Genomic DNA, 20743 nt, shown 5'->3' on the forward strand with positions numbered 1-20743 from the left:
ACCGTAAATGTTGTAACATTACCATCTGCTATGTAAGAATTTTAATCGAATTAGAACAAATGTAACCCATATTTTTCATGGAACCCTAAATTTCTATGCTAAGGTAATAGCAGGTTAGGTTTTTCAGGAGGTATTTTTATGAAAAAGACAAGCGTGAAAAAATGGGTAGTTACTTCTGTAGCATCTTTAGCATTTCTAGTAGCACAAGGAACAGCAGATGCAGCACCACATAAAGTGGTGAAAGGAGATACTTTATGGGGACTTGGTAAACAGAACGGGATAACAGTTGATGGATTAAAAAAAGCAAATAATCGTCAAAATGATATCATATATGTTGGTGAAACATTAACAATTCCTGATCATACAGGAGTAGCACAAGCTAGCATTTTTTCTATACATAAGGTGATAACGGGAGATACTTTATTTAGCATTGCAAAACAAAATGGAGTAACAGTGGAAGGACTAAAAGCAACGAATCAGTTACAAAATGATACTATTTATATTGGACAAACGTTAACGATCGGAAGCAGGGCTTCTTCACCTCAAGCACAGCCGGATCAGTCCTCTGCTATTTCAGTTGAAGATAAAGACTTACTGTCAAGATTAGTAGAGGCAGAAGCGAAAGGTGAGCTATATCAAGGGAAAGTGGCAGTAGCTACAGTTGTGTTAAATCGCTTAGCATCTCCCAAATTCCCAAATTCTATTCATGATGTAATTTATCAGCCTCTCCCAAACGGAAAATACGAATTTTCACCTGTTGGAAATGGTGCTATTAATCATCCTGCATCTGAAGAATCAAAACGAGCAGTGAATGAAGCGCTATCTAATCCCAATCATGTAAATGACGCTCTGTTTTTCTACAATCCGAAAATAGCAGACAATCATTGGGTGGGAACACAACAAGTAACAGCCGTTATTGGCAACCATGTATTCGCCAAGTAAATACTCATAATTAGGTTCTAGCGCAAACCTCGAATTTTATCAAAATATAAAAATAAGAGAAATAAACGGAGTATGTATTCTAAGGGTTATAAATAGGTTGCGATTATATTTTAGGTATTCAAGAATCGCGATTGTGGAATAAAATTTACTATATTGTTTTATCTTTTTGTATTAATGAAGTATTTCACATGGGAAATTAAACAACTATATTTTTACCCCCGTCCTAAATTTAGAACGGGGGTATGCTTGTTTGAGCATTTAAAATTAAATAACTTTATTGTCAGTTTACATTTGTGTCAGGGATAAACGATTCGGACATGCACTGTTCTGTGAAGAACGGGCAAGCATGGAGGCTACATATAATGGGTTACCCTTCACTAATATTGGCTACTCTTTATAAGTAGCCTTTTTTTGTGGACTATTATGATGGATTATGTAGAATTTGGTGTTAATAAATAGAGAGCAGGATTAGTGAAGGATTGACCTATTAAAAGAAAAAATTGACTCTCTGGGTGAACGCTCAGTATATTTGTTGAATTAAATTAGGAGAATTGTTCTTTGGTGTATTAACATCGGATGATACTTCAAAAGCTTCCATTTGGAGTGCGTCAAATGGTTTAAGGAACTGTTGCAGATAGTCGGTATCATGTATAGAAGGATCTAACCATACTTTCTCATCCTCGGGCTTAAGAATAACAGGCATTCTGTCATGAATGGAGGACATCAGCTCATTAGGCGTTGTAGTGATAACGGAACAGGAATAAATCGGTCTTCCTTCAGGTGTTTTCCACGATTCCCATAACCCTGCCATAGCAAATGGTTCATCTGTCTTAAGTTTGATTCGCATGGGAATTTTACGTTCGGGTGTTTTCTTCCACTCATAGAAAGAGTCAGCAAGTATTAAACAACGTTTCTTTTTATATGCATTCTTAAAACTTGGTTTCTCAGCGATCGTCTCAGCCCTAGCGTTGATCATTTTGTAACCAATCTTTTCATCTTTAGCCCAGAAAGGAATTAATCCCCAACGAAGGTAGCCTAAACGATTCTTTGTTCCGTCATTGATTACTGACAAAACAGAGTGTGAAGGAGCGATATTATAACTGAATTGATACTCGTCATTAAATGGAGCATTTATGTCAAAACGGTCCATTATTTCTTCTATGTCAGTGAATAGAGTATATCGTCCACACATAGTATCACCTACTTGTTAGTTTAATTAGGTTGATTCTAGCAGATGATCCTTTTAGTGACAAATCAGCGTTCCAGAATTCCAATATTTCTATATGGTTGATTGGATAATATGCATTTTATTATTGTGGTTTTGAAATAAATAAAAAAGGTAATGTATAAACGGCGGCAGCACTACAGCCTGTAAGAAAGGGAAAAGCGTCCTTTCTAACAGGCTATACGTGTCGCTTCGGTATTAAATGGTCCGATAACCACGGTCTGTACCATTACGGTTCCCGCCATACCGAACGAGCCGAACAGCTAAAGAGCAAAGAGATAAAGACGAAAGGAATGCAGCCATCCGGCTGCTTCTTATTTTATTTTTCCCTTTTGCCTTCCGAATCGTAAAACAGCGCAAGCTTTCTTAGCTTTCAACCGGTAAGGACACCCGAACCTTACAGGATGAATGCTAAGAAGCCTAGTCAATCGGTCAAGGGGCACAAAACTTTTTTATTAATAAACGCTACGCAACATAAAAAATTTTTTGAGTTCAGACCGCCCTTGACCCATTGCTATGCGTGTTTTTCGTTCTACTTGCAAAAGGGGAAAATTAATCCCCCCTTTGGGGAACAAACTTCGCTTCGAAAGACAAAAAGATTTAAATTCTTCATTAAAATTTTGTTTCATCTTACAGACACTCCTTCTATAAGCACATTTTATTAACTTAACTTAGTCGTGTCCACAAGACTATACTAGCACCACCCTTTTGTACACCTATAGTTTGGATAGTATATGTTTAAAAAAGCTCTGCAAAGAATAATCTTTACAGAGCTCTTATTTCTTTTATTTAATAGCTGTTTCTAACGCAACTTCAATCATATCTGTAAGTGCCTTTTCACGTTCTTCCGATGTAATCGTTTCTTTCGTAATACTGTGATCAGTAACCGTTAGTATCGCTAAAGCATTTGCTTTATACTTCGCTGCAACAGTGTATAATGCAGCCGTTTCCATATCACCAGTTAACACTTGATATGCCGTTAACGCATCCAATGGCTCCGGTGTACGATCGTAGAAATGGTCATCCGTTCGGACAAGACCTACTTTGACAGGTTTTTGTAATTTAACACTCATATCATGTGCATTTTGTAATAAGTTAAAGTTTGCAAGCGGTGCATACGAGTAATTCCCAAATAAGTGTTTATACATATTTGAATTTGTACAAGCTCCCATTGCTAGTACCAAATCCATCTGTTTCACATCTGGATGACTTGAACCACTTGAACCAATCCGAATCAAATTCTTAACACCATAGTTTACGATTAATTCCGTCGTATAAATCGACATAGTCGGCATGCCCATTCCAGTTCCTTGGACTGAAATTCGTTTTCCTTTGTAAAAGCCTGTATATCCAAGCATTCCACGAACAGTATTATAACAAAATGCATCTTCTAAATATGTTTCAGTAATGAACTTTGCACGTAACGGATCACCAGGTAATAAGACTGTATCCGCAATTTCTCCAACAGCTGCTTCTATATGAAAACTCACTTTTTGCACTCTCACTCTCTAGTTGATTAAGCCGCTTCAACCGTTTTTTCTTTTTGTTCATTATCGTAATAATTACGTCTCCACTCTAAATAACCATCAAAGCTTATACACATATTTATCACCTTCAGAACCATTAATACATATAATCCTGATATTGCATAAACAACTAGCATCATCACACCCATAGCAAGCCATAATAACCAATTTTCTAATATTTTCTTACTTAATAAATATTGTGCTACAAGACCCATTACAGCAATTAGAGAATCTAAATATGGACTACTAGCATCTGTATAATTCACTTGGAAATATGACCAAATTAATGTTCCAATCAAAATAACTGATACCCCAAGAACGATTCCCTTCTTGGATAATTTCGTAGTTGGTGTAACATCTTCCTCACCTTTATTCTTCACCCAGTAGTACCACCCATACACATTGAAACCTAACTGTACAATTGAAAGAACAACCATCGCATAAAGACCACTATCAAAGTATATATATGCAAACGTTGCTACAGCAATCAATCCAAAAAGGAAACTAACTAACTTTTGTCTAGCCAATAACCAAACATTTATAACACCCATTACAGAACCAAATATCTCAACATAAGAAGAATCTAAAAATAGCCCAGAACCAATACATGCTGCTACAGCAATAACGACAAACAAAGGATGTTTAATCATCTATTTCACTCCTATAGTAATGATTTGTACTGAGCTTTTTACAATAAATAAACCACAACATGGAAACCTTTTCATTGAATTTTAATAAAATAATATAATTATGAAATCATTTAAGACTTTCCTTTCAACTCTTCATGACGTAAATTAGCAATATTGCGAATTACCATACCACTATTCTTCATCTCAATTATTTCTTTATCCTTCAAGTCCAACAGTATCCGATTTATACTCCTTTGTGTGACAGCAAGCTGTTGACTAAGTTGTTGTTTATCAATGTGAATAACGACTCCATCCGTACTACTTGGTTGTAAGCGTTGTAATAAATATTTACAGACTCTATGATGAAGAGAATACAATTTACTATCTTCATCTTTTTTAATAATACGATGTGCTGCTCCTACTATTTTACGAATAAATTGTTGATTGAAGTTTTGATCTAATTGTAACCATGTTAAGAAATGTTCCCGCTTTACTGTAATTAACGAAACATCTGTGATACTTTTTACATTACTCATGAAAGGAGTTTGATTAAAAATTTCAATTTCCCCTATCATATCTCCTACACTATATGTGGATTGAACATACGTCTTTCCGTTATCACCAATTACATAAATATCAGCAAGCCCTTCAGCCAATATACTAAACGAATTCTGGATTTCACCTTGCCTATAAATAATGCGATTTCTTTCAAATTCTTGCACTTTCATTTGTCTCAAAATCTCATAGGGACATTGCTTCAACATTAAGTACAGTTGCTCATTGTTTTCCATGTAGTTGTTTAATCGTTGCATTTCTGTAAGCTCACCTCAAGTATATAATTATCAGTACTCTTCGTTCTAGGACACTGGTCCATAACATCTTTTTTATTCGCCCTAAAAAAATACTATTTTTCTAACTTATAAGACACATGTCTCACTATAATATAATCGTGATATCCTTTGATGAAATTTATTATAACCAAACCTTATCACCTACAAAACAAGAGAATATATTTCTAATAAATAAGACCACTGCACAATGTGAAGTGACCCCCAAAAATTAGACAATGTTATTTCATTAGGCAGCTTGTTGGGCATGGGTTCGGTATTGAACCGGACTCATGCCTTTTAATTTTGCCTTAATTCGTTGATTGTTATAATACTTTATGTATTTCTCCAGTTCTAGTTTAAAATGTTCCACACTCTCAATTTCTTTGAAATATAGAAACTCTGATTTCATAATGCCAAAGAAATTCTCCATAACGGAATTATCGTAACAGTTGCCTTTACGAGACATGATTTGTGTAATACCTCGCTCTTTATTGCTACAAAAGAGGTACCAGTACATATAAGACGGGTTATATGTACTCTGTTCTTTTCAAAAGTCTCTGTTAAAGTTTTTTCTTAACCCTAATAAAAAAGTACCCGATTAATCGGATACATACTTAAGGATTCCTTGTAAATAAACGGAGTATTCTCGCTGCACATACTCTCTTAATTTAATTTTTCCTTCTCTCTCTAATTCTTTAACCAATTCTTCAATCTTATTTTCATCTTCTTTAGTATTATTGGGAATTTCTAGTGAAAATAAATTACCTTGATGGGCACTCTGAAGCCTTTTTAATAGTTTCTCTTTATTCATTGAGGCATCCCCTTTTATCAAACTCTTAGAAAAAATAAAAACCTAAATGTTGCTCTAAATATATTATATCCAATTAAACTTATAAGAGAAGACAAAATGAGAGTTTAATCTTGATATCAATGAGAATCTGTTACATGTCCATTTTATGATTATCGCTACTTGAGTTATGTAATACCATTACTAGCAGACGTGCAAGATTGTTATTTATCCTTATTGCCACTGTCAAGAATCCGTTGTTCTTTACGATTAAGAGCAAGGGTACCTGGTGAAAGTAAATCTTAATTATGACTGACTAAACTCCCTTGCTCAATATCAATATATTTCCCATCATATTCATTTGTGATGCTTCGATTAGTCTTGAGGGGTAGTGAGTAAATCGGGTGCTTTACAAAAGGGATTATTTACCTAAGAACAATGTAAAGAGGTGATAGTCGGGGGATATTTTACAAATGTTTTTTGGTTCTCATACTTGCATAAGTAGTAAGTACTCTTAGACATCTAACCAGAAGCTTATAGTCGATTTTGCTTTATTACAAAAAAAACAGACAATTTAGTAGTTAACTTCCTACAAATTGTCTGATTCGTCGTTTATTTTATGCCCACGCACTTCTTTTGCTACAGCTTTTGCAGCTTCTTCTTTTGTATCAAAAATACGCCATTGATTGTTAATCATTGTAAATACCATTTTTACACCATCCTTTATCGTCTTTTTGCTCTTTTCTATTTCGTTTCTATGGTTATATTATGCAATTTGAAGCTTTTTTAGTCAAAGTCAATGAAAACGCAACCATTTACCATGAAAGCGAGAACATTACCCATGAAAACGCAATTAATTTGATTATTCTTAAAATTCCGTTGTATATCTCTTGTTTTCGTGTATTTTTAAAATAAAAAGACATTTAACATAAAGTGTCCCGGATTAATCTAAAAAAATATATTACACGTTGTAGCTATTTTTCAAAATCTATTGCTCCATTATGCGCACAGATTTGTAAAGTTTGTAGAAATCATTGTTTACAACACCTTAATTTTAAGTCGCAATATTAGGTTTAAAAAGTATGCATACTTTATACAAAACTAGTTACCATAATCACCATTATCGGTATTAAAAAAGGATCTTCAACCGAAGATCCTTTTACCTGCTTGTTAAATTAAAGCACCAGTTTGTTTAGATACACGATTTCACAAAGAAATACATTTTGTCTAACTAAAAATATCTGTACTCCTTATGTAACCATATATTCGGATTATACTGTCTTCATTAACAAAAGGAATTTTAAGTTTATTGAGCAATTGAATGAATTCGTCTGTGTAATCTGATACTTCAGGTTCCAACAGCCGTCCCTTAGACCATGTAAATTTCAGATTTACTCTAATCCATTCTACGGCAAAAAAAGGTTCAAGCCCTTCTTCCCAATCTCCCGTATACCAATTTTCTTCTCCAAAATCTTCAGGATTAGCGTAATCATTATCTAAAAACTTTATCTGGAAAGAAGGGGTTATTGGGAATTCCTCCATAACAGCTGATTGTAATCCTCTCCATTTCGTATTATTCATTACGGAACTTAACTGTCGTTCATTTATCACTTGCTGAACCTTAATCTTGTAGTCTTCCACTTAAATAATATCCTCCCTGTTTTGCTAAACTGCACCTATAGCTTAAGTACAATTGTTCACAAACATAATTTTCTTAAGATTCTTCCTCCATTAAATGGCCCTTTAGTTGAATAATGATTTAAAGTATCACATGAATACTCTATACAAATCTAGTTAACATAAAGTCAAAAGGATCTTCGGTTGGAAGATCCTTTTAGCTGTTTGTAACTAACGCACTAAGTTAGTATTGATCGTTAATCAATTATTTCAAATTTGCAAGAAAAGGAGTAATTAAAAACCCCGAAATCCCTTTCTACTAAGGGATAGCCACCTTTACCATAGCACCCATCACTTAACGCTTTAATTTCTTGGTAATTAAAATAATAGTTAGATACCATTAAAAAAGCTAAAGCTATTACTACAAATGTTAAGGGTAGAACAACTAAAAGTCGTTGCTTGATAGTTAATTTTTTAAGTTTCACTGATATCACACCTCTATATATTAACTAATCTAACATAATATCCCTTTATCCTGCATCCTTTAGTTGAACAAGATCCCCCAATTAATATGCATACTCTATACAAATCTAGTTAACATAAAGTCTCTTATCGGCAATGACAAAAGGATCTTCGATTGAAGATCCTTTTAGTTGCTTATACGATCAATTTATTAGTTCTTTTTTTATATTGAGTCCAATTTTTCTTCAATACGGTTTAATTGTTCTCTTTTCTTTTTTGAAGAACGCCAAAATAATAATAGGATTATTATAAAAAATATTGGAACTCCTAAAGCAAATAATTGAAAAATAATATCGCCAATATTTATTCCTGGATTCATTTTTTCTCCTCTTCCATATCATCTTATCCCTTTTATTTTATCATTTTTTATGCAGTTAAATTGCTACTTTATTTCAAGACATGAATACTCTATACAAATCTACTTAACATAAAGTGACTTATCGGTACTGAAAAAGGATCTTCGGCTGGAAGATCCTTTTAGCTGCTTATTGAACTAAACCATTTACTTGAGGAAGAAGTACTCTATTTTTTAAAAAACTGATTCACTTTACTTTCATCTTCTAAATATTTTTTTGTGAGTTTTGTTAGGTCTTCTTCACTCGTATATTCACTTAATTTTTTTCCGTACCAACTTTCTAAGTCTTCTTTTGTTATTTTATATTCTTGGTCATCAAAATTAAATGTAATCCATTTTGCATTTTTGACTAATGTAAATATAAATGTAGCATTGTATATTGCCGTTTCTTTGTAGTTTTTTTCTATTTCTTCTGCATCCATATTTGTATAATTCAAAATCATTCCATAAGGCTCTTCTTTGGTTTTAAGTTCAAACCCATTAAAATATTCACCCAATGGTAATTGCCTTACAATGCTCCTTACTGCACTATTATCGCCTACATATGAATCTTTAAATTGAAATATATCCTCATTTACATTACTTGAATTACATCCGTTTAAGGAAAGTAATATCAATAACGAAAAGAAGAAAAATTTTGTTATTTTCTTCACTTCTTATCCTCCTTAAATTCAGTATCTAATATTCTAACTTTACTACAAAAAATACCAATTACTTATTAAGTTATTCTGCAACAAATGAACAAGATCCTTTAGAATCACATGTATAATCTATACAAAACTAGAAAAAAGGATTGGGTACCTCTTAGATATCCAATCCTTTTTGTTTCTTTGGTCACTTTTCATATTTTTCTAGAAAGTCGGCTAATGCTAAATGCAACACATCAGACTTATTGATCCTCTCGGCTTCACAAAACTCATCTAAACGTTTACCAATGACACGATCAATAACAATAGTCTTTCTTGTTTTGTCACTTTGTGGCAACTGTTTGACGCGGTCATAAAGACTTGGTGTAGTTGGGGTAACCTCTTGCCATGATTTAAGCATTTCCTTAATCATATGGATTTCATCTTGGGTGAACTGCTCATGAACAATAGGTGAATGATTCGTGAATTCCTTATTACTCTCTGCGAACTTCTGATTACTTCGTGTGAAAGGTGTATGAACTTTAGGTGAACTCGATTTCACATAATCAAAAATACTTTTATCAAGGGGTTCTTCACCTTCTCCAATAAAAAACCAACCCTTTTTACCAGTGTTTCTAAATTCATATCCAGCCTCTTTTAATGCATTTCTAAATGGTTTTTCACTTATGCCAGGTATTTGTTTAGCCACATCGCCTGTCTTTACTCCTTCTTGTGCCAATACGTCTAAAATGCTTCGTATGGATGCTTTTTGATCTACACTCACTGATTGTTCACCCTCATTTCACTCAAACTCATATATGTATTATTCAATGTGAAATACGTATGACCTTCAAGTAAGTTAACATAATCACCCTTATAGGCAATGAAAAAAAGGATCTTCGGCTTGTTATTATCCCCTTATAGTAGACAGTAAAAAGAAAGGATTGTACTGTCTTCTATGGAGGGGATTTTTTATGGGAAAAATTAGAACAACCTATAGAAAAGAAATTAAGCTAAAAGCGATTAATTTATACCAAAAGAAAGATATGGGTATTAGATCAATTTCCAAAGAGTTAGGGATTGGATATACAACTGTGCAAAGGTGGATAGCTCACTATAAAAGAGAAGGAATTCAGGGGTTAGAGGAAAAGAGAGGAACATATCGTAGCCCACTGAAAGGTGGACTTAAAAAAGACTATTTAAAAAAGCTCTTAACTGCGAAAAGGGGGATGATACCGGAAAAGAAAAATCAATAGAATACAAAATAATTCATGAACTTAAAAATCAATTTACAATCATCATGTTATGTATGATAGCAGGTGTTTCAAAGAGTGGCTATTACAAATGGCTAAAACGCCAAGAAAACCCAACAGATAAGGATTTGGATGATCAATCAATCGTAACTAAGATTATGGAATGCCAACAAGATCCTGATATTAATTGGAGCTGCGGTTACCGAAGAGTTAAAACTTGGCTTAAAAAGACGTATGGTTTGAAAGTTAATCATAAGAGAATTTATCGTTTAATGAAAGCGAATGGAATTCAAGCGAAGATACGGAAAAGAAGTGGAAGCACTTTGGACGAAAAGAAAAATATGCCGTTTCAGAGAACCATTTAAACAGAGAATTTTCAGCTACACGCCCAAATGAAAAATGGGTAACAGATATAACCTATCTCCTATTTAACGGAAAGAAAATCTATTTATCTACGATACTAGACCTATACAGCAATGAGATTATTTCATATAAAATAAGTGAAAGAAATGACCTTAAACTAGTAGCTGATACTGTAAAAGAGGCCGTAAAAAAAAGAGATGTAAAAGGGCTCCTATTACATAGCGATCAAGGATTCCAGTACATCTCAATAAGATATAACCAACTATTAAAAAGATACAATATTAAGCAAAGTATGTCTAGAAAAGGGAATTGTTTAGATAACGCATGTATGGAGAGTTTTTTTAGTCACTTTAAAGCTGAATGTTTTTACCGTTACCAATTTGAGACCTCAAAAGAGGTTAAGGCAGCAGTAAAAAATTATATTAAGTTTTATAACAATAAACGATTTCAAAAAAAATTAAATAACCTCAGCCCTACTGAATATAGAGCTAAGGCTGCCTAATAAGTGAACCTTCTTATTAATTGTCTACTTGACGGGGATAAGACCAGCTGGAAAATCCTTTTAGCTACTTGTTCAATTTAAGCGTCCTTCTCCTGAATAGAATAAAGTTGATTTCACATGTTATTCTTTTTCTTTAGCTTTTTTAGTGGTAAATAACCAACCACCTACACCACCCATACTTATTCCAAAAATTAACGATGAGGCTATATTGTCAAATACTAAAAAGCCAACAACTGACATCATGACTATACATAAAAAGACTCCAAACCAACTTATTTTACTCATTTATATTCCTCCTCAATCTTCAATAATATGGCCCTTAGTTGAAAAGGTTTTCTAAGGAACACATAAATACTCTATACAAAACTAGTTAACATAATGAAGCATTATCGGCATGTCAAAAAGGATCTTCATCGGAAGATTCTTTTATGCTGCTTGTTATTTATCTCTTTTTAGTTGTTATAGTTCCCGTTCCTCGGACCCAATAGCCGTCATGAGGTTTAGAGATAATAAAATAAACTGGTATTGATTTGTTATGCCCATATAATGTGACAGTTCCACCGCATTCTTTTATTTTCTTCTTTTCCAATAGCGTGTCAAACCCCCGTGTAACATTGTGTTTTACTAAAACTGTCATGTAATGGCCTTTTCTACATTTGACAGAATTAAACTTAAACACTACGTCATCATTTGTTTTAATGGTCCGATCTTTGCTTCTAAGTGTGGTATCAAAATCATAAACAAAGGTGGTATAATAAGCCAAAGCACTAGCAACAGGTATAAAAAGCAAAACAAAAACGAAGGGTAGAATAAATAGCCACTTCTTTTTCATTCTTTTTGTTCCTCCTTTAAGGAATATTTTCTAAGTACTAACTAGTCGGTACTTGTTAATAATTATATGTTGGTAATATATTCTGAATAATGAAAATATACTTTTTTCCAAAAAAGGGGGATTTTATGATGAATTATTTTCAAAAGCAATCAGAAGACACCATTAACAAATTAATGCGATCAGGAATTGAATTGTTTTCTAAGCAAGGCTATTCTAGTACAAGCGTTGATCAGATTGTAAAACACGCTGGTTACTCTAAAGGTGCTTTCTATACTCATTTTTCAAGTAAAGAAGAATTCATGCTAAAGTTGATAAAAGAAGGTATAGATTTTTATTTTGAAGATCTAAAGGAAGCACTGAATAAAAAAGATCAAGATTTACTAAATAAATTTAAAGAATACTCTATGCGTTTGGTGAACGAGTCCTATGAAAAGGGGTCTTCTCCTATGCTTTTACAAGGATGTATGATTTCGAATGAATTACCTCAAATAAAAGAAAGGCTTATTCTCCAAATGGAGGAATGGAGGTCTTTTCTTACACATTTTTTTCAGGAAATGAAGAACGAAGGTATTATCGGAAGTCCATTGGATGCCAGAACTTTAGCGATAGCAAGCATGGCTCTTTTTAATGGATTTAATTTACAACACTTTGTTGACAACCGAATTCAAATACAGGACATGCTAGGTGTTTTTGTTGAACTGCTTCAAATTCAGGAATCTAATAAAAAAGGGGAATAAGAGCATTATTTCTGAACGATAACTTATGTATACTCTATACAAATTGTTTTAATAAAATTTACACATATAAATCTAGTCAACATAGGCGTTGTTTTAGGAAATTGAAAGGAATGAAGAGAGATAAATATTTATCTCTCTCTTAATTTACTTATTGAACAGTATTATTAAAGAATTTTTCAAAATCTCTTTTAGTGTTTTCACCAACAAGACGTGAAATTTCTTTTCCTTTTTTATAATGAATTATAGTAGGTGTTCCTTCAATAGAAAATTCGTTCCATCCATTTTCAAATTCAAGTAAGTTTAATTTTTTTAAATCTATATCTATCTGTTCAGCCATCGGAACAATAACAGGAGTTACTCTTTGACAATGGACACATTCAGGCGAATAAAAATATACAACAATATCATCTTCATTATTTATTTTTTCTTTAAGGTCTTTTGGTAAGATTTGATTATCATATAAAGGATCATCTAGTTGATTAATAGTACTTTTCTTTAAAATTTCTTTTTCATATGGGTTATTTACTAATTCTTTTTTACCCTGGTAATAGTTTGCAAAAGCTAATGCTCCAAAAGAAACAATACTTATTACCAGAAAAATGATTACTTTTTTCATTAAATTCGTCACTGCTCCTTTTATCTAAAAGAATCTAATCTTTTTCTGTTAACATATATATAATAATGTTTGAGTTATTTTTTGATGTTTCTAAAACCTATAAGATGTAAATTAAAATAAATACATAAAGGGGAATATAAAATGAAGCAACTATTTTCTCTCCTCATGATTGTAGGTGTCAGTATATTTATATTTGCTTGTTCCAGTCAAACAAAATCAGAATTAGAAATGAAATCTGATAATGAAAAAGATTCCATAGAGTCTAAACCAAATGTAGAAGTTAAAACTTATAAAGAACCATTAACTCAAGTAGGAGAAAATGCATCACATCCATTTGGAGTGTTTGTCTTGAATCAATTAAGTAAACCAAATATGAAGATTACAGCAGGTCCACTCTATATCCAAGTAGAACGCATTAAAATTGTACAGAGTACAGATGTAAGTGATATTGGGAAATATAACTTGAAAGAAAAAGGTTTGAATACTGGGAAAATGAATATTATTCAATTAACAACCACCTTAGAAAACACTTCAGATCAACCACTTTATTTAGAAAAGGGTCCCATAAAAACACTCGTATTAAGCAATGGAGAACAAGTAAATGTAAATAAAATGAACGTAGACCCGAAAGATTTGAGTTTGAAAGCCAAAGAAAAAACCGAGTTTACGTTAATCTGTTTTCTTTCCCAAGATCCTAAAAACCTAAAATATGTTAAGGTGATAACTGACATAGTGAGAGAACAAGTAACAAAGAAGGAAGTAAGTCCTTTAAAGACTGTAGAGATCAAAATGTAAAAAACAGCCTCAATGAGGCTGTTTTTTATTATTTTACGATTAAAATGAACAATAGCTAACGACTGGTTTAGATGAGCCAGTATAAATAAAATAATCAGGAGCATAACCCCAGTCCCACTGCCCACCGTAACCATTATCATCTACCCAGTTCCAAATTTTTGATCCTTTGTAAGATTCACCGTTAACATAACAATACAACCAAAGTTTTTTCCCATCTGGAATATTTTTTTGAGTTCGTTTACCATTTATTGTTGGAGTAGTTCGAAGGTCTAAACCTGCACCACCAGTTTTTTGAACTGGATAAAGCCCACTAGCAGCATGCGTTACCGTTTGATTTGCCAATAAAAGAAAACCAGCCATTACCACTGAAGCAATTGAGAATGCTAATTTTTTAAACATGTGTTACCTAACCTCCTATATAATTTTGATTTTATTTGGAGATCCCAGTTAATGGATATGAGGGATCTACCAAAATCCCTAGGCCCCATGAAATACAACAAAAATCGTGATAATACAATGAATCATAAATAAATCAATTAATACCAACTAGTCAGTATTAATTGATTTATTATATGATGAGGAATGTGAAAAGATAATTAAATATTCATTTTTTTTAAAAAGGGGTATTTTATGCAAATTCTTCTTTCACTAAAGCTCCCCGTTAGCACAAGTACAAATTTTCACAATCTAACTTTTTAAATAAATACATTTTCTACTTCTTCGTAAAGTATGCCATTGAGATTAAATCATAATAAATATCCTCATTCACTTTTATAGCCTTTACTTTACGACCTTCCTCAACAAAGCCAACCTTTGCGTATAAAGAGATTGCATTCGTATTTTCAGCAAACACTTCTAGGCAAACTTTTTCAATTAAAGGATTTTCTTTTGCCCAAACCAACAATAAAGTTAGCATAGCTTTACCAACCCCTTGATTTCTATATTTGTCTGCAACACTCATACCAAATGAACCTTGATGTTGTATTCGCTTTTTATGACCATTATGGAAGTCTAAAATCCCGATAATATCGCTTTGATATTCTGCTATTATTGCTAACTTGCCATTGTCATCAAAAATCTGTTTTAAGAAATTTTTTTGTCGTTCATAGGATACTTTGAATTCAGCTTCCGTAGTAAGTAAAAAAGGAGCTTCGCTAATAATGGTTTGATTAAACCTCAATACCTTCTCCGCATCTTCAGGTAATGCCGTTCTTATTGTGCATGGTTCCCCATTTTTATTTACGAAGTTCTTCGGTTGAATGAGCCCCATAGAAAACCACTCCCCCATTTGTTTTTATATAATTTCTTTCGCTCTATGCGAATTTCCTTTTTTCATTAACCAGCTCCGTTACCCTGCTCCAATAAATACAGACAGTCACAACCTTTTCGACTTCTGAAGAAGCCTGGTAGCTGCATAAAAAAGGGGGGATGCAAATTCTTCTTTCACTGATTTGGGATGGTAAGAAGCAATTTCCTCAATTAAAGAATGCGTAGCATTAAGTAAAAAAGCGTATCTGCTTATTTTAGATACGCCACCGATAGTTTAAAAAAATTATTAAAGCTTCAACTTTAAACCTTCATGCGTTGCTTTAAAACCTAACCGTTCATAAAACCTTAATGCATCTGGTCTTTTTTTATCAGTTGTCAGTTGTACTAAATGACAACCACGTTCTTCTGCACGTTGAATTGCCCATTTTATAAGTTCAGTACCTACACCCTTTCCTCTTACAGAAGCTGATGTTCTCACTCCTTCGATAGTAGCTCTCCATCCACCTTGATGTGTTATATAAGGTGTAAAAGTAATTTGCTGTACCCCAATCACTTCATTGCCGTCACAAGCCACTATTAACTCGTTATTAGGGTCAGATGTAATAGCCTCAAATGCTTTTATGTAACTATTAGGGAGTGGATGCTCATAAAGCTCACGTTTACTTCCCAAAACATCATCAGCAAGCATTGCAACAATACTATCTAAATCTTTTTTAGTAGCCATTCTAAACCTTATTTCTGTCTCCAATCAAATCCCCCCTCCTATTAGTAAACCTTTTATTAATTTCTAGGCTAACTGAATTCACAACATAAGTTAATTGTAATTATTTTATGATATTCAATAAGTTTTACTTATTTATGGATATTCTTATTCAACTATTCTGCTTCTTTAGTTGAATAGGGAGTTTCTCTGAATGTATGATTTTGTATGCTTTCGTACATTAAAAAGAGGACCTTAAGGTACTTAACATAATCACCCTTATAGGTACTGAAAAAAGGATTTTCCGGTCGAAGATCCTTTTAGCTGCTTGTTTAATTAAAGCACCCGATTGTTGAAGATCTTTATACTTACCTTGCTGCAAATACTTTTCTATAAACTAAAAATGATTTAAGGTCTGTACTTATTTGCTTATGCTACCTCTTATAATTTGTAATTATATAAGTCGAAAACTGACATAATAATTTGTATTACAATATTTATTTAACATTAACAGATTAAAATTTTTTTATATCTAAATATATTCTCCTCTTGTTTATATTTATTTAATTTGCTAATATAACTGACGAACGTTCGTAAAATTCGAGGTGATATTAGTGAAAAGTAATGAAATTAAAGAGGCTGCTCTAAAATATTTTACCATTCATGGTTATGAAGGAGCATCCCTTGCTCAAATAGCTGAAGAGGTCGGCATGAAAAAGCAATCCATTTACGCCCATTTTAAAGGAAAGGATGATCTTTTTCTGCAAGTTTTACGTGATGCGAAAGAGACAGAGCTATCTTCAAAACTCCAATATTTCAGTAAAGTTGATTCAAGTAATCCTGAAAAAGATTTGTACGAATTTCTACAATTGGTCATCGATCTTTTCCAAAAAAATGAGCAGTTAAAGTTTTGGCTGCGTATGTCTTTTTTTCCGCCATCCCATCTTGAAAAAGTAATCGAACAGGAAGTCATAGATATCGAAGAAAAGATGCAGGCGATACTGGAAAGTAAATTTCAGGATTGGATCAATGCAAAATTAATTATTGGAGATGCAGCAATAACGCCGACCTTTGCATTCTTAGGCATAGTCGATTCCATTTTGTTGGAGCTTGTATACGGCAATGATGAGAAACGGCTGCAGGCAAAATTAGCAGCCTCTTGGACAGTATTTTGGAGAGGTATCTCACATCAATGATACATATAGAAAGAGGAGATAATACATGATGAAACCAATTAAAGAACAAAAGACTTTATTAATTATTCTTCTAAGCAATATATTCATTGCATTTCTAGGAATTGGACTCATCATCCCCGTTATGCCGTCTTTTATGAATAGCATGCATTTATCAGGAAGTACGATGGGCTATCTTGTTGCCGTATTTGCGGTAGCACAACTGCTTATGTCACCATTCGCAGGTCGCTTTGTTGACCGTTATGGCAGAAAGAAAATCATCATCATCGGCTTATTCCTTTTTGGTATTTCAGAACTTATCTTTGGTTTAGGCACGAACATATCAGTGTTTTATCTATCAAGGATCCTAGGGGGATTTAGTGCCGCCTTTATTATGCCGGGTGTTTCTGCATATGTTGCAGATATTACATCAGTTCAGGAACGGCCAAAAGCGATGGGCTATCTTTCTGCCGCCATTAGCACTGGCTTTATTATAGGACCTGGTATCGGTGGCTTTATTGCAGAATATGGTATACGCTTGCCCTTCTTCTTTGCGGCAGCCATTGCTTTTTTAGCATGCATTTCATCAATATTTATTTTAAAAGAGCCGCTTACAAAGGAACAGCTTGCAGAAATTTCTGCTAATACAAAGCAAACAAACTTTATTGGCGATTTAAAAAGATCACTAAATCCGCTTTACTTTATTGCATTTATCATTGTATTTGTACTCGCTTTCGGTTTATCAGCATATGAAACTGTTTTTAGCCTATTTTCGGATCATAAGTTCGGCTTCACGCCGAAGGACATTGCAGTTATTATTACAATAAGCTCAATATTCGGCGTTGTTGTGCAAGTATTTATGTTTGGAAAAATGGTAGATCTACTCGGTGAAAAGAAACTAATCCAATTATGTTTAATTATAGGTGCAATATTAGCGATCGCGTCCACCGTGATCTCTAGCTTTTTGGCAGTGTTGGCGGTAGCTTGCTTCATCTTCCTTGCATTTGACTTGCTTCGTCCGGCATTAACAACATATTTATCAAAAAACGCCGGGAAAGAACAAGGATTTGTTGCTGGAATGAACTCTACTTATACGAGTTTAGGTACTATCGTCGGGCCAGCCATGGGCGGAATACTATTTGACGTAAACATCCACTATCCATATCTTTTCGCTGCCGTAATTATGGTCATTGGCCTCGGTATTACAGTCATGTGGAAAGAAAACCAATTGACAGAAAGCTTAGCGCAATAATTAGAAAGACACGAGGCGCCTGTGGAACAATAAAAGTCCCAGATTGAACAAGGTTTCCAAGGTTCGTATGCATACTCTATACAAATCTAGTTAACATAGAGTCAATTATCGGCAATGAAAAAAGAATCTTCAGTTGAAGATCCTTTTTTGCTGCTTATTGAATTAAAGCTATCCGTTAGTTCCAGAACTATGGATAGTATAATCATAGGAAATACATATCATTTTTGTTATTATTTAATGGGTGATTATATTGAATTTACTTACTCGCTCTTTTATTTTCTCCTTGATTACAAATTTAGCATTATTAATTGTTAAATTTGTATTAGCTTTTATATTAACAGCTATGTATCAACCTGATATGGTATCAAAGGGAGAAGAAGTATACTATCTTCAAAGTGAAGTAGTGATAGGTGGAAATTTTATCTCTTCCTACATTACAGAATTTATTGTTGGCTTTATCGTTGTAATGCTGGTTTATTTGTTGGGTTATAAGCTGAAGTTGATTAAGTGAAAAGCGAAGTATTTGGACTTCGTTTTTTTGTTTGAACCTTTTCTTATTGCACTAAAGGGTGCATCGTTAGTTGAAGAACAAAAGTTTTAGATTAACTCACCTATAAGCCATATCTCTCCACCGAAAATTTCTTCATCAACCAATTCAACATCCTTTATTTCTTCTTTTATTCCCTTTATTTTTAACCCAGCTGGTATAGTTAAGCCCCATTCTTTTGCTAAGTTTCGATTCTCATTCAAAGTAATCCACCTTGTATAACTATCTTCTTCAAAAAGGAATCCTTCATCATCATTTTTCACCGAAAAAATTTCGATTTTTGTTGACCACCAATAATGAAGATCAATCATTAACATAACCCTTACATCCTGATTATCCTTTGGTTTTTTATCAATAAGATGATTTGTCCTAATAATTAATTCTTGTAAGCACAGTCTACGAACTTTAAAAGGAGTTTTCACAGAATTAATCCAATAAGAACCTTGATGAGGAAGGTGAATTTCCCAGTAATCGTTAGAGAAATCATCTGGAAAATCCATGGTTAATTTATTTAACTCCCTTTTGAAATTGCGAATTTTCCTTTTCAATCCTCTAACTTTTTTTCTTTCATTCATTTTCTAACTCTCCTATTTGCAAACTTATATACATACATATCCTCTTTGTTTAGAAGATAATCCTTCTTGTACTAATCTGCTTCGTTAATTGAATAAGCGAAGTATTTTTGGGGCTACCACAAAACATTCTTTCTCTTTTTTAAAATCGGTATCAAACGCTTTGTTAAAAATTTGGTTAATTTCTATTGCTAATTCTTTAGGACCATTAACAATTTCTAAAACCTCAACAATACCTTGTATTTCAACCTCATATTCATCATCTGGACAGCCTGATTTAAGAAAGTTTTGAGGGTCCCATTCATCAATAACATCCTTGACAATACTTAATTTATTCATCAATTATTACCCCTTGAAAAAGAATATAACTATATTATACTGCAATGCTTCTTTAAGTAACCTGCCCCGTTTAATAAGCTAGATTAAAAAACTCCTCTTATTTTATTAAGAAGAGTTTACATAATCACGCTTTCAGAAAGTAACCATACCAAAACCCCCTCGAGTACCAAGGGGGTTAACGTCTTTTATTTTTATTGTTTATGCATGATTTTATATATCGTTGGTACATCAGCATTTTCGACTTCTGAAGAAACCTCTCAATTGCATAAAAAATGCTAGTTTTAAACTAATAAAAAAGGACATTTCATCTAATCCCTCTCCCTGGTATCGGCCCCACCTACGCCAGATACTATGACGGCCACACATGCCATCCAACCCATTATCATTATAATAGAAAGCGCTTACATATTCAATTATTAATAGAACACAAGTTTCGACATAAAAATGGAAATCTATATCAAAGTACATTTTAGGTCTTTGATTCATACATATTTGTGTCACTTTATTAGTTTCAAGCATACTATAAATTAGCCCATGTAAGTAGCAATTACTCCTTTAAAACAAAAGGAGATGTTTGTATATGTCAGGTTGTGTAGATGGCGGTTTTGGTTTTGGTGGCGGTTTTGCCTTTATAGTGGTTTTGTTTATCCTCTTAATCATCGTCGGCTGTAGTTGTGTCGGTGGATTTGGCGGCGGCTATGGCTACGGGGGCGGTTATGGAGGCTTCTGCTAATA

At 33.3% G+C, this 20743-nt stretch carries 27 protein-coding genes and 2 pseudogenes; 10 read left to right on the plus strand and 19 right to left on the minus strand.

Annotated features, from left to right (window positions below; translation table 11 throughout):
* Positions 1-138 precede the first annotated feature (138 nt).
* Entirely contained in the window at positions 139-942 is an 804-nt protein-coding gene (locus V179_RS0125880) for a cell wall hydrolase (protein WP_028394031.1), read from the plus strand.
* A gap of 520 nt (positions 943-1462) precedes the next feature.
* Here V179_RS0125880 and V179_RS0125885 read toward each other — a convergent pair.
* The 11 genes and pseudogenes from V179_RS0125885 to V179_RS0125945 form a co-directional block, all read right to left on the minus strand.
* Positions 1463-2134, minus strand: coding sequence for an SOS response-associated peptidase (locus V179_RS0125885; protein ID WP_028394032.1), 672 nt, complete (start codon positions 2132-2134; stop codon positions 1463-1465).
* Positions 2135-2952: 818 nt separating this feature from the next.
* Positions 2953-3657 (minus strand): purine-nucleoside phosphorylase, encoded by a 705-nt coding sequence (gene deoD / locus V179_RS0125895; protein WP_028394033.1) that lies wholly within the window; start codon positions 3655-3657, stop codon positions 2953-2955.
* A 26-nt stretch (positions 3658-3683) separates the two neighbouring features.
* On the minus strand, positions 3684-4343 hold the full coding sequence (gene pnuC, locus V179_RS0125900; RefSeq protein WP_028394034.1) for a nicotinamide riboside transporter PnuC: 660 nt from the start codon (positions 4341-4343) through the stop codon (positions 3684-3686).
* Positions 4344-4453: 110 nt separating this feature from the next.
* Positions 4454-5134 (minus strand): Crp/Fnr family transcriptional regulator, encoded by a 681-nt coding sequence (locus tag V179_RS0125905; RefSeq protein ID WP_028394035.1) that lies wholly within the window; start codon positions 5132-5134, stop codon positions 4454-4456.
* Between the two features lie 265 nt (positions 5135-5399).
* Positions 5400-5642: pseudogene (locus tag V179_RS28855) on the minus strand (transposase); the annotation flags it as partial.
* A 108-nt stretch (positions 5643-5750) separates the two neighbouring features.
* Positions 5751-5963, minus strand: coding sequence for a hypothetical protein (locus V179_RS0125915; RefSeq protein WP_028394036.1), 213 nt, complete (start codon positions 5961-5963; stop codon positions 5751-5753).
* A 1203-nt stretch (positions 5964-7166) separates the two neighbouring features.
* The gene (locus V179_RS0125925) at positions 7167-7580 is read right to left on the minus strand and encodes a DUF6678 family protein (RefSeq protein ID WP_051405151.1); all 414 of its coding nucleotides are present in this window, start codon (positions 7578-7580) and stop codon (positions 7167-7169) included.
* 233 nt (positions 7581-7813) lie between these two features.
* Positions 7814-8041 (minus strand): hypothetical protein, encoded by a 228-nt coding sequence (locus V179_RS0125930; RefSeq protein ID WP_028394038.1) that lies wholly within the window; start codon positions 8039-8041, stop codon positions 7814-7816.
* A 200-nt stretch (positions 8042-8241) separates the two neighbouring features.
* Complete coding sequence (locus V179_RS30885; RefSeq protein WP_235179268.1) at positions 8242-8397, minus strand: DUF4083 domain-containing protein; 156 nt, start codon at positions 8395-8397, stop codon at positions 8242-8244.
* Positions 8398-8600: 203 nt separating this feature from the next.
* Complete coding sequence (locus V179_RS0125940) at positions 8601-9086, minus strand: DUF4825 domain-containing protein (RefSeq protein ID WP_028394039.1); 486 nt, start codon at positions 9084-9086, stop codon at positions 8601-8603.
* Between the two features lie 181 nt (positions 9087-9267).
* Positions 9268-9843 carry a hypothetical protein gene (locus V179_RS0125945; RefSeq protein WP_028394040.1) on the minus strand — a complete coding sequence of 192 codons (576 nt, stop codon included), beginning with the start codon at positions 9841-9843 and terminating at the stop codon, positions 9268-9270.
* 190 nt (positions 9844-10033) lie between these two features.
* On the opposite strand from V179_RS0125945, the gene V179_RS0125950 reads away from it, so the two are divergent.
* The 3 genes and pseudogenes from V179_RS0125950 to V179_RS32600 form a co-directional block, all read left to right on the plus strand.
* On the plus strand, positions 10034-10315 hold the full coding sequence (locus V179_RS0125950; protein ID WP_028394041.1) for a helix-turn-helix domain-containing protein: 282 nt from the start codon (positions 10034-10036) through the stop codon (positions 10313-10315).
* 53 nt (positions 10316-10368) lie between these two features.
* Entirely contained in the window at positions 10369-10677 is a 309-nt protein-coding gene (locus V179_RS30890; RefSeq protein WP_028394042.1) for an IS3 family transposase, read from the plus strand.
* A gap of 20 nt (positions 10678-10697) precedes the next feature.
* A pseudogene (locus tag V179_RS32600) lies at positions 10698-11177 on the plus strand (IS3 family transposase); the annotation flags it as partial.
* Between the two features lie 120 nt (positions 11178-11297).
* Here V179_RS32600 and V179_RS31160 read toward each other — a convergent pair.
* Both V179_RS31160 and V179_RS0125965 read right to left on the minus strand, forming a co-directional pair.
* A complete protein-coding gene (locus tag V179_RS31160; RefSeq protein ID WP_154664028.1) occupies positions 11298-11462 on the minus strand; it encodes a hypothetical protein in 165 nt (54 codons plus the stop codon).
* A 157-nt stretch (positions 11463-11619) separates the two neighbouring features.
* Entirely contained in the window at positions 11620-12009 is a 390-nt protein-coding gene (locus V179_RS0125965; RefSeq protein WP_028394043.1) for a hypothetical protein, read from the minus strand.
* 128 nt (positions 12010-12137) lie between these two features.
* Here V179_RS0125965 and V179_RS30355 point away from each other — a divergent pair, with 128 nt between their 5' ends.
* Positions 12138-12746, plus strand: coding sequence for a TetR/AcrR family transcriptional regulator (locus V179_RS30355; RefSeq protein ID WP_028394044.1), 609 nt, complete (start codon positions 12138-12140; stop codon positions 12744-12746).
* Between the two features lie 148 nt (positions 12747-12894).
* Here V179_RS30355 and V179_RS0125975 read toward each other — a convergent pair whose 3' ends face one another.
* On the minus strand, positions 12895-13362 hold the full coding sequence (locus V179_RS0125975) for a thioredoxin family protein (protein WP_028394045.1): 468 nt from the start codon (positions 13360-13362) through the stop codon (positions 12895-12897).
* Positions 13363-13503: 141 nt separating this feature from the next.
* Here V179_RS0125975 and V179_RS0125980 point away from each other — a divergent pair, with 141 nt between their 5' ends.
* Positions 13504-14157 carry a hypothetical protein gene (locus tag V179_RS0125980; protein ID WP_028394046.1) on the plus strand — a complete coding sequence of 218 codons (654 nt, stop codon included), beginning with the start codon at positions 13504-13506 and terminating at the stop codon, positions 14155-14157.
* A gap of 39 nt (positions 14158-14196) precedes the next feature.
* Here V179_RS0125980 and V179_RS0125985 read toward each other — a convergent pair whose 3' ends face one another.
* From V179_RS0125985 to V179_RS0125995, 3 genes are all read right to left on the minus strand, one after another.
* Complete coding sequence (locus V179_RS0125985; RefSeq protein ID WP_028394047.1) at positions 14197-14556, minus strand: hypothetical protein; 360 nt, start codon at positions 14554-14556, stop codon at positions 14197-14199.
* Between the two features lie 313 nt (positions 14557-14869).
* Positions 14870-15427, minus strand: coding sequence for a GNAT family N-acetyltransferase (locus V179_RS0125990; RefSeq protein WP_028394048.1), 558 nt, complete (start codon positions 15425-15427; stop codon positions 14870-14872).
* A 285-nt stretch (positions 15428-15712) separates the two neighbouring features.
* A complete protein-coding gene (locus tag V179_RS0125995) occupies positions 15713-16174 on the minus strand; it encodes a GNAT family N-acetyltransferase (protein ID WP_028394049.1) in 462 nt (153 codons plus the stop codon).
* A 566-nt stretch (positions 16175-16740) separates the two neighbouring features.
* Here V179_RS0125995 and V179_RS0126000 point away from each other — a divergent pair.
* The 3 genes from V179_RS0126000 to V179_RS0126010 all read left to right on the plus strand — a co-directional run bounded on the left by V179_RS0126000 (position 16741) and on the right by V179_RS0126010 (position 19061).
* On the plus strand, positions 16741-17322 hold the full coding sequence (locus V179_RS0126000) for a TetR/AcrR family transcriptional regulator (RefSeq protein ID WP_028394050.1): 582 nt from the start codon (positions 16741-16743) through the stop codon (positions 17320-17322).
* A 25-nt stretch (positions 17323-17347) separates the two neighbouring features.
* The gene (locus tag V179_RS0126005; protein WP_028394051.1) at positions 17348-18550 is read left to right on the plus strand and encodes an MFS transporter; all 1203 of its coding nucleotides are present in this window, start codon (positions 17348-17350) and stop codon (positions 18548-18550) included.
* 250 nt (positions 18551-18800) lie between these two features.
* Positions 18801-19061: a hypothetical protein gene (locus V179_RS0126010; protein WP_028394052.1), complete on the plus strand. Its 261-nt coding sequence runs from the start codon at positions 18801-18803 to the stop codon at positions 19059-19061.
* A gap of 86 nt (positions 19062-19147) precedes the next feature.
* Here V179_RS0126010 and V179_RS0126015 read toward each other — a convergent pair whose 3' ends face one another.
* Positions 19148-19672 (minus strand): DUF3916 domain-containing protein, encoded by a 525-nt coding sequence (locus V179_RS0126015; RefSeq protein WP_028394053.1) that lies wholly within the window; start codon positions 19670-19672, stop codon positions 19148-19150.
* Between the two features lie 84 nt (positions 19673-19756).
* Positions 19757-20008: a DUF1871 family protein gene (locus V179_RS0126020; protein ID WP_028394054.1), complete on the minus strand. Its 252-nt coding sequence runs from the start codon at positions 20006-20008 to the stop codon at positions 19757-19759.
* Positions 20009-20588: 580 nt separating this feature from the next.
* On the opposite strand from V179_RS0126020, the gene V179_RS30360 reads away from it, so the two are divergent.
* Entirely contained in the window at positions 20589-20741 is a 153-nt protein-coding gene (locus V179_RS30360) for a YjcZ family sporulation protein (RefSeq protein WP_084552497.1), read from the plus strand.
* Positions 20742-20743 lie beyond the last annotated feature (2 nt).

The sequence above is a fragment of the Bacillus cihuensis genome, assembly GCF_000504145.1.
In the GTDB taxonomy this organism is placed as follows: domain Bacteria; phylum Bacillota; class Bacilli; order Bacillales; family DSM-1321; genus Peribacillus; species Peribacillus huizhouensis.